This is a genomic window from Streptococcus sp. 1643, assembly GCF_006228325.1.
In the GTDB taxonomy this organism is placed as follows: Bacteria; Bacillota; Bacilli; order Lactobacillales; family Streptococcaceae; genus Streptococcus.
Window position 1 is genome coordinate 1,105,689 of the sequence record NZ_CP040231.1, and the last position, 12,984, is coordinate 1,118,672.

The window sequence follows — 12,984 nt, forward strand, 5'->3', positions numbered from 1 at the left end:
TTCAAGAGTTTTTTTTTATTTCTATTCTTCATCCATGCTCAAGACGCTAAGGAAGGCTTCTTGTGGGACTTCTACTGATCCGATAGCTTTCATGCGTTTCTTACCAGCTTTTTGTTTTTCAAGGAGTTTGCGTTTACGAGAAACGTCACCACCATAACACTTGGCAAGTACGTTCTTACGAAGGGCCTTGATATCCGTTCGAGCCACGATCTTGTGCCCAATAGCTGCTTGAATCGGCACCTCAAATTGTTGACGAGGGATGATTTTCTTGAGCTTATCAACGATGAGTTTCCCACGTTCGTAGGCAAAATCCTTGTGAACGATAAAGCTGAGTGCATCGACCTTATCACCATTGAGAAGGATATCCATTTTGACCAGCTTAGACGGACGATACTCTGACAATTCGTAGTCAAAACTTGCATAACCACGCGTCGAAGACTTGAGCTTATCAAAAAAGTCAAAGACGATTTCAGCAAGCGGAATTTGATAAATAACATTGACACGATTGTCATCAATATAGTCCATGGTCACAAAGTCACCACGCTTACGTTGAGCCAATTCCATTACTGCACCAACAAACTCCTGTGGTACCATGATTTGCGCCTTAACATAAGGCTCTTCAATAGTCGCGATTTTAGTCGGATCAGGAAACTCAGACGGGTTAGACACATCCATTGACTCACCGTCAGTCAGATTAACCTTATAGATAACAGACGGAGCTGTCATGATAAGGTCAATGTTGAACTCACGCTCCAAACGCTCTTGAATAACATCCATATGGAGAAGTCCAAGGAATCCACAACGGAAACCAAATCCAAGAGCCTGAGATGTTTCTGGTTCAAACTGCAGGCTGGCATCGTTGAGCTGCAATTTTTCAAGGGCTTCACGAAGGTCATTGTACTTGTTTGACTCAATTGGATAAAGACCTGCAAAGACCATAGGGTTCATTTGCTTGTAGCCATCTAGTGGTTCTGCTGCAGGATTGCTTGCTAGGGTCACTGTATCACCCACACGAGTGTCTTGAACCGTCTTGATGGAAGCTGCAATATAACCAACGTCACCTGTCGCTAGGAAATCGCGCCCGACTGCTTTCGGTGTAAAAATACCAACTTCCGTCACATCAAAGGTCTTTCCATTGCTCATGAGCTGAATCTTATCGCCAGGTTTGACCACTCCGTCCATAACACGCACTTGGAGAATAACCCCGCGATAAGCATCGTAAACGGAATCGAAAATCAAAGCTTTTAATGGAGCTGAAACATCACCAGTTGGAGCTGGCACTTTTTCAACAATCTGCTCAAGAATTTCTTCAATACCAATACCAGCTTTGGCTGAAGCTAAGACCGCTTCGCTGGCATCCAGTCCGATGACATCCTCAATCTCTGTACGTACACGCTCTGGATCAGCTGCTGGTAGGTCAATTTTGTTAATGACGGGCAGAATTTCCAAATCATTGTCCAAGGCTAGATAAACGTTGGCAAGTGTTTGAGCTTCAATCCCTTGGGCCGCATCAACCACCAAAATCGCTCCTTCACAGGCAGCTAGCGAACGCGACACTTCATAGGTAAAGTCCACGTGCCCAGGTGTGTCAATCAAGTGGAAAATATAAGTTTCCCCATCTTTTGCAGTGTAATTGAGCTCAATGGCATTGAGTTTGATGGTAATCCCACGTTCACGCTCAAGATCCATACTATCCAAAAGCTGGGCTTGCATTTCACGACTAGAAACGGTCTCCGTCTTTTCCAAAATGCGGTCTGCTAGGGTTGATTTCCCATGGTCAATATGGGCGATAATAGAGAAGTTTCGAATCTTCTCCTGTCGTTTCTTCAATTCTTCTAAGTTCATGATGCTCTTCCTTTCAGGGTATCTATTAATTATAAATTGTTTTTAACATTTTGACAAGACCATACCCTGCTAGGAGTACTAATCTTCGGCAATAAAACCATCATTTTCGATAAAGTGGTGTTCAGTCATTCCTTTGTCTGTAAAGACGATTCCATGAAGGACACCGCCATAGACAGCTCCTCCATCCATGCCAATCTTGCCATCTTCTGTCATCCAAAGCTCAGCAGTACCTCGGTCTTGCTTCAGCAAACCATAAACCGGTGTATGCCCAAATACAATAGTTTTTCCAGTATGATTTTCAGCTTCGTGGAATGGCTTTCTGAGCCAGACTTTTTTATAATCTGTAGTTTCATGCCAATCATCCAAGGTCAAGTCAATACCCGCATGAACAAAGATATACTTGTCTGTCTCTACTACAAATGGCATTTGACGAATAAATTCGATCAAGTCTGCCGCTTCAGTCGCAACACGCTTGGCATCTTCTACGCCATCAACTGGTGCATCCAAGGGACGACCTAAAATTGAGTTAATCGTTGTATCTCCACCATTGCGACGATAATGGTCATAGCTTTCTTCTGGGTCATCGAGCCAAGTCAGAAACATATACTCGTGGTTTCCTGATAGACAGATAGCCCCTTGATTGTCGACCAAGTCTTTGACCATTTCTAGAACACGTCGACTGTCTTCACCACGGTCAATCAAATCCCCTAGAAAGAGCAACTGGGTGTGACCATCCCATGTTTTGAGCAGATCTTCTAGCATACCTGCTTTCCCGTGAACATCTCCAATTACATAATAGTCTGTCATTTATTTCATCCTCGTTTGCAATAATTCTCTAGCTTGGGTAAGGGCAGCCTCTGTTACATTTTCCCCAGCCAACATTTTAGCTACTTCCTCTACTCGCTCTTCTAAAGTCAAAAGGCGAACCGTCGACACCGTTGAGCGCTCATCGCTAATCTTCTCAATAAAGAATTGATAATCCGCGATGGCAATCACTTGTGGTAGGTGAGAAATAGCTAAAACCTGACCATGCTGACCAATCTTATGAATCTTTTGAGCAATGGCTTGGGCTACACGACCTGAAACTCCCGTATCCACCTCATCAAAGACAATACTGGTCTTCCCTTCCTTACGAGAAAAGGCTGACTTGATAGCCAACATAAGACGAGATAATTCCCCACCGGACGCAACTTTGACCAAAGGCTTAAAGTCCTCACCTGGGTTGGTGGAAATGTAAAATTCAACTGTTTCATTCCCCTCACGATTAAATTTGCCCTTACTAAAGCGAACTTGAAATTGAGCCTTCTCCATATAGAGATCTTGCAGTTCTTGTTTTATCTCTGCTTCTAACTGCTGGGCCAAGTCATGGCGAGCTGAAGCTAGCTGATTTGCCAACGCAACAAGATTGACTTCCAATTTCTTAAGCTCTGCTTCCATGTCTTCGGAGGAAAGGTTATTTCCTGTCAAGAGATTGTACTCATCCGTAATCTTAGCAAAATAAAGCAGGACATCATCCACAGTTCCACCGTACTTACGGGAAATAGTATTCAGAAGATCTAGGCGATTCTCAACCTGCATGAGTCGATTGCCATCAAAATCTAGATCTTCAATAATATCTTCCAAACGCTTTGTAATATCTTCTAAAACATAGTAGGTCTCTGACAGAGAACTTGAAATTTCACGGTATTCAGGGTCGTATTCTTCAACACTTTCCATGTCATTCATGGCCGAACGCACATTGGCAAGACTGGAGAATTCCTCATTGTCTAACATGCTATAGGCATTGGTTAGCGTATCCGCAATATTTTTATGATTGAGAAGCTTATCTCGTTCTTGGTTGAGAGTCAAGTCTTCACCAGCCTGCAAGTTTGCAGCCTCAATCTCTGCCATTTGAAATTCCAACATCTCAATACGAGCCTTGTGTTCCTGTTGATTTTTCTTGACTTCCAAAACCTGCTTACGCATTTTGCGATAGGCATCAAAGCTCGTTTGATAGGTCTCCTTCAAGTCCAAGAAAGCAGCATCACCAAACTCATCCAACATCTGGATGTGCAGTTGAGGACGCATTAACTCCTCTTGGTCATGCTGACCATGGATATCCACAAGGTGTTGCCCAATAGCACGCAAAACAGAAAGATTGACCATCTGGCCATTCACGCGACTAACACTACGACCATTTTGCAAAATTTCACGCCGGATGATAATTTCATCACCCATTTCCAAACCTTGATCTTCAAAAAGTTCCTGTAAAAGGCGACTATTTTCAACCGAGAAAAGCCCCTCAATCTCTGCCTTTGGCGCACCTTGACGAATAACGTCTGTTGTTGCACGAGCCCCCAACATGAGATTCATAGCGTCGATAATGATAGACTTTCCAGCACCCGTTTCCCCGGTCAAAACAGTCATACCCTTTTCAAAATTGAGCGAAATCGCCTCAATAATGGCAAAGTTTTTTATCGAAATTTCAAGTAACATACTGACCTACCATTTTTTGACTTGTTCAACAATTTCTTCAGCTGCCTCTGCTGTTCTAGCTACAATTAAGATAGAATCATCATCAGCTAGACAGCTAAAAATCTGTTCAGAAAATGCTTCAACCAACTGACTCTTCACAAAAATAGTATTTCCAGGAATGACAGCAAGGTTGATCATATTTCCCATTAACTCAGAACTCACAATATTGTCCTCAGCCAACTGCAAACTTTTGACGATTGATTTTGGCAACTCATAGATATAGGTGTTGTTCTTCAAAGGAATTTTAACAATCCCAAGCTCCTTGATGTCTCTTGAGACAGTGGCTTGCGTAGCAGAAATACCTGCTTCCTTCAAATGCTCAACGATTTCTTCCTGAGTCCCGATCTGATAATCCGTAACAAATCTTCTAATTTTTTCAAGTCTCTCTTTTTTATTCATCTTTAAATTCTCTATGTGCTCTCTCTACAACTTTTTCTATTTCAGGAGCAACTTGGTTACTTGCTCCCTCTTCCTTTTTCAAATATGCCAGAAATTCGATGTTTCCATGTCCACCTTGGATTGGTGAATAGTCTAATCCAAGAACTGAAAAACCTTGTTCAACTGCCATAGCAGTGAAAGATTCAAGGACAGTTTGATGAACCTTGGCATCTCGAATGATTCCATTTTTCCCAATCTGCTCACGACCTGCTTCAAACTGGGGTTTGACAAGTGCCACCACCTGACCTTGATCAGCCAAGACACGATGCAAAGCAGGCAAAATCAGACTGAGGGAAATGAAACTCACATCAATACTGGCAAAGCTTGGTTCCTGCTCAAAATCAGTCTTTTCAGCATAACGAAAATTAAACTGCTCCATGCTGATAACCCGAGGGTCTTGACGTAATTTCCAAGCCAACTGATTGGTGCCAACATCAACTGCAAAGACCAACTCAGCACCATTTTGCAACATGACATCAGTAAATCCTCCAGTGGAAGCCCCAATATCAATCGTGGTTGCTCCCTCCACTGACAAATCAAAGACCTGCAAGGCCTTCTCTAGTTTTAGACCACCTCGACTGACATACTTGAGTTTTTCACCCTTGAGTTTTAGCTCAGTGTCATCTGGGATTTTCTCTCCTGGTTTGTCAAAGCGTTCTCCATTAAGGACTGCTACGACTAGACCTGCCATTACACCGCGCTTGGCCTGTTCTCGCGTTTCAAACAAGCCCTGTTTATAAGCTAGTACATCCACTCTTTCCTTAGCCATTGATTCTCAAACTTTCTACTACTTTCACAATCGGCTCTGTTTCAAAGCTGACTTGCTGGGCAATTTCTTCTAACTTGGCATTAGCTTGATCCAAGGTTTGGTTACAAAAGGCAATGGCATCCTCCAAACCCAGCAAGGCTGGATAGGTTGATTTTTCAGCCTGCAAATCCTTTTGTGGAGTCTTGCCGATTTCCTCAAAACTAGCTGTTACATCCAGCACATCATCTCTGACTTGAAAGGCCAGCCCAATCAATTCACCCACAGTTTTCAATTTTGCTTGGATTTCTGGTTCCAATTCCGCAATGATAGCAGCTGCTTGGAAAGGATAAGCTAGTAATTTTCCAGTCTTATTGGCATGAATGGTCTGAAGTTCTTCCAAGGATAAATGCTGGTGTTCGCCTTCCATATCTAAAACCTGCCCTGCCACCATACCTAGACTCCCTGAAGCAAGGGATAAATTGGCAATCAAATCCACCTTGATCTGACTTGGTAAATCTGCCTGCGCTATCAAGGCATAGGGATCTAGGAACAAGGCGTCTCCTGCCAATATTGCCATAGCTTCGCCAAATTTCTTATGATTGGTTAAACGCCCCCGACGATAATCGTCATCATCCATGGCAGGAAGATCATCATGAATCAAGCTTCCTGTATGAATCATTTCCAAAGCCGCAGCCACCTGCGCGTGAGCTGGTTGGATAACCACTCTCAGGGATTCCAAAACTTCTAACAAGAGAAAAGGCCGAATACGCTTGCCACCAGCATGAATGGAATAGAGAACAGACTCTCGCAAACTAGAGGCAAACTGCTGGTCTCCATAAAAATCTTCCAAGGCAGACTCGACAAGAGATAATTTTTCTTGCTTCTTCATTCAAAATCACTTTCTGTTCCGTCTTCTTGCATGACCTTAACCAAGGTCTTTTCAGCCTTGTCCAGCGTCGTTTGGAGCTCTTTTGACAAGACCATGCCCTTTTGAAAGGCCGCAATTGCATCTTCTAAAGCAATTTCACCATTTTCCAAACTTTGGACAATGGTCTCCAGTTCTGCTAGATTTTCCTCAAATTTCTTTTGTTTTGACATCTTTAACCTCTAATTCTACTTGACCATCTCGCATCAAAAGCGTTACTTGATCTTTTTTCTTCAAACTCTCAACCGAGTCTACTACTGACTCTTCTTTTTTGACAATAGCATAACCACGCGCCACAATTCGACTGGTATCCAACATCAACAATGCTTCCGAAAGTCGCTTGACCTCAGCAACCTTGGCATCATAAACCAGCGCCATTTGGCTGCGTAGGAGCTTGTCCAACTGACCTAGACGGTCTTGATAACGCTGGATTTTGGTAACAGGTGATAACTGTACTAGTCGATGCGTCCTTGCTTGGACTAGCTGTTTGTTATCAGAAATCCGTGTTCGCAAACTTTGTTTTAATCGCAGTTGCAGTTGGTCCAAGCGTTGCAAATAACCATCATACAAGCGCTCTGGTTGTCTAAAGATGACTGACTGACTGCATTTTTTCAGAGCTTCTTTTTTTCTTGACAGGACATTCTGAACTGCTGTCGCCATCCGTTTTTCTTGATTTTGCAAATGGCTCAAGAGATCCAACTTGGTCACAGGCGTTGCCAATTCAGCCGCAGCTGTTGGCGTCGCAGCACGACGATCGGCCACAAAGTCTGCCAAGGTCACATCTGTCTCATGCCCAACACTAGAAATAACTGGCAAACGAGATTCAAAAATAGCCCGTACCACGATCTCTTCGTTAAAAGCCCAGAGATCCTCGATGGAACCCCCACCACGACCAATGATGAGAACATCTAGGTCCTCACGTTGATTGGCGCGCGCAATATTTCGAGCAATTTCCTCCGCAGCTCCATCACCTTGCACCTTGGTCGGATAGAGAAGAATGTCAACACCTGGAAAGCGTCTGCTGACGGTCGTGATAATATCTCGAATAACAGCTCCACTGCGACTGGTTACCACACCGATTCGCTTAGCAAACTGGGGAAGAGGTTGCTTGAATCTCTCTTGAAATAGACCTTCTTCCGTCAATTTTTTCTTAAGTTGTTCAAACTGAATCGCGAGCGCCCCAACCCCATCAGGCTCAGCCTTTTCAATGATGATAGAGTAGCTCCCACTGGGTTCATAAACCTGCACACGCCCAATTACATTGATCTTCATACCTTCTTCCAGGTCGAAACCTAATTTCTGATAGATCCCTGACCAGATGGTCGCTTGAATAACTGCATGGTCATCCTTTAGGGAGAAATATTGGTGAGTAGGTCGTTTACGAAAGTTGGAAACTTGACCAGTTAAATAGACCCGTTCCAAGTAAGGGTCTTTATCGAATTTCATTTTCAGATACTTGGTCAAAGTTGTTACCGATAAATACTTTTCCATCTCCACCTACTATTCATTTTCTTGCTTTTCCATGGGTATTATTATACCAAAAACATGCTTAAAAATCACCTTTTTTCTACTGAAACTAAAGGAAAAATAGAAAAAGGAGGCTAGGCCTCCTCATCTGATTATTTGCTGTTTCGCGCTTCTTCCAAAATCTTTGCAATCTTAGTGGTCAAAAGGTCGATAGCAACTGTATTGCTGACTCCCTCAGGAATGACGATATCAGCATAACGCTTGGTCGGCTCGATAAACTGGTGGTACATAGGTTTGACCACACCCAAATACTGATCAATAACGCTATCCAGACTACGTCCACGCTCCTCCATATCTCGCTTGATACGACGAATAATGCGCACATCATCATCTGTATCCACAAAAATCTTGATATCCATCAAATCGCGCAGGCGCTTATCCTCCAAGACCAGAATCCCCTCAACGATAAAGACATCCTGAGGCTCCTGACGATAGGTCTTGCTACTCCGCGTATGCTCTGTATAGTCATAAGTTGGAATGTCTACTGGGCGCCCTGCCAACAATTCCTTAATCTGCTCGATCATCAAGTCTGTATCAAAGGCAAAAGGATGGTCGTAGTTGGTTTTGACGCGCTCTTCAAAGGTCAAGTGAGACTGATCCTTGTAGTACGAATCATGCTCAATCATGGAAATCTTTTCATCAGGAAAATGCGATAAAATGGCTCTTGAAACACTGGTCTTACCACCACCAGAACCACCTGTCACTCCGATAATGATTGGTCTATTTTGCATGCTATCCTCCGTTTTTTTATCCGTCGTCTATTCTATCACATTTTTTGCAAAATTTATAGTCTGATTTGGATAGTCTAGGGGAAACAAATCCATCCCCACACTCCAGTTAGACTAGCCAAAAACCTTTCTTGGTTTGTAGAAATTGTCCCTTTTTTCTAAAATGGCAAGCAATTTATCACCTTCAAAAGCAGCCACTTCTTGTTCTGTTTGGTCTAACTCGATAAAACGACCAAAGCGCACTTCTGTAGCTTGTTCTGGAGTTAGGAAAACTTTGACAAGGTCCCCTGTACCAATCTCTAGAGGATGGAGAAAGTCCAGTTGGCCAGCCTCCGCTTTTGCAGCAATTTCGTCCAAGGTAAGAGCATCCTCCAGTTGTAAACCTGCTGCACTCGTCCGAGTCAAATGGGACATATGGGCCGCATAACCCAGCTTCTCTCCCAAATCAACTGACAAAGTACGGATATAAGTCCCCTTACTACATTTCACACGAAATGTAAAACGTGCAAGGTGATCCTCATAAGAAATCGGACTTGTTCGTTCAAATTGATAAATGGTCACCTGACGTTCTGGACGTTCCACTTCCTGACCAGCACGCGCATACTCATAGAGCTTACGACCATTGACCTTGACAGCCGAATACATAGGAGGAATCTGGGTAATAGGCCCAGTCAAACTAGCGATTGCTTCATCGACAAGCTTTTCATCCAAGGGCGATAAAACAGGGGTCTCTGCGACCACTTCTCCACTGGCATCCTCAGTAGTCGTGGAATAGCCGAGAGTGATTTCCCCCTCATAGACCTTGCCCTCGTCCTGCATAAACTCGACCATGCGGGTCGCCTTGCCAACCGCAATCGGCAAAACACCCACCACATCCGGATCTAAGGTTCCACCATGACCAATTTTCTTGGTTCCCAAAATCTTACGCAGTTTAAAAACCGCATCATGCGAGGTCATCCCCGCTTCTTTTTTTAAGTTGATAATACCGTTCATATCTTGTTTTCTCACTCCCCCTTCATTTATTAAAGTTTAACTCATTTCCAATCAATATTAATAGTAAAAATTTTTACAGTTCAGAATTAATCCCTTTTTTCTCGAACCCCTACCATGATATCTGTATACAAAACATCATTTATCTTACTTGAAATATAAAATACGGGTGTAGATTCTTCTAAGTCATTGTCGATCAATAAATTGGTTAAGCCGTATATAGCCTTATCAAAGTTGACTGCTTCCTCCCCAGTAACTCTAGCTCCTACCATTTGCGGAACTAAAAAATAACTATTATAAGCTGTCCCTTCAAGCAATTCATTCTCTCCTAGATAATCCTCATGAACGGGAAGATAGACTGTGATATTGTATGTACCATCATCCAACTCTCCGATATGAGGACATGAGTAAAATGGATTGCTTTTTGGCGTATACCCAGCCGCTACGGCTGTTTGAACCATATCTTGAAAGGCTACTGCAATTTCATCACCAGTAATGTTGTAATCGATACTTAAGACATTACTCATCATTAATGATTGATTCATACCATATGTAATTTCTGCCATTTTACTTCTCCACTGGGATAATCAAATCTACAAACAAATCATCATAAACTGGAATCAAGACCAGATACAACTTGTCTTGCAACTTCCAACCGTGCTCTCTGATGTAATCCTTCATCTCGTAGATGGACTGGTCCAAGCCATCCTCAAATGGCACACGTTTACTGATACCCTCAATATTTAAACTAGCTTGGTACCTTAGTTGGCTCGTTGAGTTTGTTTCTGAAATGACAGGTATATAAAGGGTAACGTCCTGTTCTTCTTCGTCAAATTGAGTTGGAGTCATTTCAAAAATGGTCGGACCATCTTTATAGATGCCATTGGTATAGGGTAAGAGTTCTGTATGAACAAATAACTCCAATAGTTCGTCCGCTTGAATCTGGACCTGGTCTGTCATCAAATGTTCCATATGAATTTGGACTTCTTTAATCATGTTTCTTTTCCTTTTTAAATCTATTTTTATCAAATTCTTTATTTTGAATCAAATCCGAAGACACTTCTATATGCTTGATTGGTCTTGTTTCCTCAATATCATGACGATGTTGGTAGGCATAGATAATATAAAACCATGTTTGGTATAAAGCAGAGCCAAAAATCATTAACAATAAGGATACTCCCCACCCCATTAAAAAATCATATCCAATGATAGCTAGAAAAATAAAGCAAAGAGATAAAAGTATTATCGGTCCCACTACAAAATTAAGCATAATTTTTCCAGCCTTCTCCGGGATAATTTCTTCAGAGTCCAAGTCAACCAAACAGCTCATGACGATAATAATTACAATGGCATAGATAAAGGGGAGAGATAACTTTAGAACAATAAAGTTATGGTCCCCACTCAAACTACTAAATCCAATAATAGTATAAACATGACCAGTCAAATACATGAGATAGGTTCCAAAACTGGTTAAAATCCCTCTCTTAAGATCTAGTAAAAATACTAAATTTAAAACCCAAACAACAATCCCTGAAATAAGCAGTCCTTGATATAAGTCCTCATTTTTTAGAACCTCTAACCCTCCTGCAAGAAAAAACAAAAATGCCAAAGGATATAAAATAAAAATCCCATTTAATACGCCCCAGATAGGAACTGGTCCCTTTATTCTACTTCTTTGAAACTCAAAATATTTTTTGATTCGTTCCAGTATCATTTAATCCATCCTCTCATGCCTTTAATTAGGCTATTGACACCTTTTTTTAGGTTATCTGTAATTTTAAAGCGTTTATCCAGCGCGCTAAGACCCCATCCAACAAGAGCTGCTGTTCCTATTGCCGCAGCCCCTGTTAACCATGCAGGAGCTGTAGCAATGCCTACCGCCCCTGCTACAACTCCTGCAAATGCAGCTCCTGCACTCGCTGCGGCAGTTGCCGCAACAGTTGTTCCTGCTGCCTTGGCCGCATCTATCACAAAACCTGTTGCCACACTGGCCTTAACTTCATTTCCTCTTAGACCTTGACGTTTAGCCTCTTGTTTATTATCGTGGATTTTTGAGAAAGTATCAACCACATCTAAAGCAACACCAACAACTGCAGCACCTTTTAAAAACTTACCAAACTTCGTAGCGGATTTAAAACCTTCTTTGTAATTTTTAAAGCTATCTGTAGCAGACTTAACTAAACCTTTAAATCCTCCAGATGCGCCTGCCTTTCCTAAACTCCACAGGCCTTTACCAGCACCTTTGAAAGTAATCTCTTTAATAAATTCTTCTTTCAATAGGCTTCCAGTTGTAGACACAAGTGATTTTCCGACACTAGCCACTTTGGTACTAAATCGAGTTGTATCTGTAAAAGATTTGAAAACCTTACTCAATTCTTCATTATATTTAGTATAGCCTAGCTTTTTCATTATGGATTTGAAGGTCTGTGGAACACCACCATTTTTATATTGAACAACCTTATAGGTACGACTGCCACTTAACTTCTTGGTAACTTCAAAAAAGTCATCTAGTAATTGACCAAATTTTGTTGTCTCTTTAAGAACAATGGTATCTCCTTTTTTATTTTGACTAAAACGATACGACGCATATAAAGCTGGCAAAATAGATTTTAAATGTTTTTTATAGTCCTTACTATTTTTATATAAATCACTCTTTGTGACATTTTTATAAACATTAAATAATGAATCTATTAAGTTCTCATTTTCGGCCACCGTCCCACTATACTTAGACTCGGCAAGCTGTTTTGCGAGAGCATTTTGGTACTTCACAGCTTTGGAGTTGCTATGGATAGCTGTGTGTATCTCTGAAACTGAGTTTTTAAACTGAGTTCGATTATAATAATTTCTCGATACGCGGTTCCCATATGGAAGAGAGGCATAACCTGATAGGGTAGCGATTTCACTATTTTGCATATCTATGAGGTCAAATGTATCTGTTTTTAGAAGAACACTATTAAAAGCCTCCATGTTCTTTATGGTATCATCTAAACTCTTGACTGCTTGATTATAGCTTGTATTTACACTATCCAAACTAGAATTCGTTAACGTTAGGATATCGCTAATCCCTGCATAGATATTTTGTGTCTTACTGGAACTGCTCTTTAATCCCTCGATCGGATCTTTCATCCGTTGCTTGATGTGTTCTAGATATTCTGTCTTAATAATGGCATTGTTGTCAGTCTCTGACACCATGTCTTGAAAGAGCTTCACAAGTCCATCATAGCGACTGACAATGCTATCTAGGGCATTGATATAGTTATCGACCTTTA

Annotated in this window: 14 protein-coding genes; all 14 read right to left on the bottom strand. The window is 41.7% G+C overall.

Translation table 11 applies throughout. The features are described from left to right. Positions 1-21: 21 nt before the first annotated feature. Positions 22-1,845 carry a translation elongation factor 4 gene (gene lepA / locus FD735_RS05850; RefSeq protein WP_139658722.1) on the bottom strand — a complete coding sequence of 608 codons (1,824 nt, stop codon included), beginning with the start codon at positions 1,843-1,845 and terminating at the stop codon, positions 22-24. Positions 1,846-1,923: 78 nt separating this feature from the next. Then, positions 1,924-2,652 (bottom strand): metallophosphoesterase family protein, encoded by a 729-nt coding sequence (locus FD735_RS05855; protein WP_139658723.1) that lies wholly within the window; start codon positions 2,650-2,652, stop codon positions 1,924-1,926. Next, complete coding sequence (gene recN, locus FD735_RS05860; protein WP_139658724.1) at positions 2,653-4,320, bottom strand: DNA repair protein RecN; 1,668 nt, start codon at positions 4,318-4,320, stop codon at positions 2,653-2,655. A gap of 6 nt (positions 4,321-4,326) precedes the next feature. Further along, positions 4,327-4,758 (bottom strand): arginine repressor, encoded by a 432-nt coding sequence (locus FD735_RS05865; protein WP_001034390.1) that lies wholly within the window; start codon positions 4,756-4,758, stop codon positions 4,327-4,329. Further along, a complete protein-coding gene (locus FD735_RS05870; protein WP_125391278.1) occupies positions 4,751-5,566 on the bottom strand; it encodes a TlyA family RNA methyltransferase in 816 nt (271 codons plus the stop codon). Before FD735_RS05870 ends, FD735_RS05865 begins: the two co-directional genes overlap by 8 nt. Continuing rightward, positions 5,559-6,434, bottom strand: coding sequence for a polyprenyl synthetase family protein (locus FD735_RS05875; RefSeq protein WP_139658725.1), 876 nt, complete (start codon positions 6,432-6,434; stop codon positions 5,559-5,561). Before FD735_RS05875 ends, FD735_RS05870 begins: the two co-directional genes overlap by 8 nt. Then, complete coding sequence (locus FD735_RS05880; protein ID WP_049505917.1) at positions 6,431-6,643, bottom strand: exodeoxyribonuclease VII small subunit; 213 nt, start codon at positions 6,641-6,643, stop codon at positions 6,431-6,433. The genes FD735_RS05875 and FD735_RS05880 overlap by 4 nt, the downstream gene beginning before the upstream one ends. Further along, a complete protein-coding gene (gene xseA, locus FD735_RS05885) occupies positions 6,621-7,961 on the bottom strand; it encodes an exodeoxyribonuclease VII large subunit (protein WP_139658726.1) in 1,341 nt (446 codons plus the stop codon). Before xseA ends, FD735_RS05880 begins: the two co-directional genes overlap by 23 nt. 128 nt (positions 7,962-8,089) lie before the next feature. Further along, positions 8,090-8,728, bottom strand: coding sequence for a uridine kinase (gene udk, locus FD735_RS05890; protein WP_001181376.1), 639 nt, complete (start codon positions 8,726-8,728; stop codon positions 8,090-8,092). Between the two features lie 111 nt (positions 8,729-8,839). Further along, positions 8,840-9,718: a tRNA pseudouridine(55) synthase TruB gene (truB, locus tag FD735_RS05895; protein ID WP_125422683.1), complete on the bottom strand. Its 879-nt coding sequence runs from the start codon at positions 9,716-9,718 to the stop codon at positions 8,840-8,842. Between the two features lie 86 nt (positions 9,719-9,804). Then, on the bottom strand, positions 9,805-10,260 hold the full coding sequence (locus FD735_RS05900; RefSeq protein WP_255296278.1) for a DUF5085 family protein: 456 nt from the start codon (positions 10,258-10,260) through the stop codon (positions 9,805-9,807). Positions 10,261-10,282: 22 nt separating this feature from the next. Continuing rightward, complete coding sequence (locus FD735_RS05905) at positions 10,283-10,711, bottom strand: hypothetical protein (RefSeq protein WP_139658728.1); 429 nt, start codon at positions 10,709-10,711, stop codon at positions 10,283-10,285. Further along, positions 10,704-11,429: a hypothetical protein gene (locus tag FD735_RS05910; protein WP_139658729.1), complete on the bottom strand. Its 726-nt coding sequence runs from the start codon at positions 11,427-11,429 to the stop codon at positions 10,704-10,706. Before FD735_RS05910 ends, FD735_RS05905 begins: the two co-directional genes overlap by 8 nt. Next, positions 11,426-12,925: a T7SS effector LXG polymorphic toxin gene (locus tag FD735_RS05915; RefSeq protein ID WP_255296279.1), complete on the bottom strand. Its 1,500-nt coding sequence runs from the start codon at positions 12,923-12,925 to the stop codon at positions 11,426-11,428. Before FD735_RS05915 ends, FD735_RS05910 begins: the two co-directional genes overlap by 4 nt. Between the last annotated feature and the right edge of the window lie 59 nt (positions 12,926-12,984).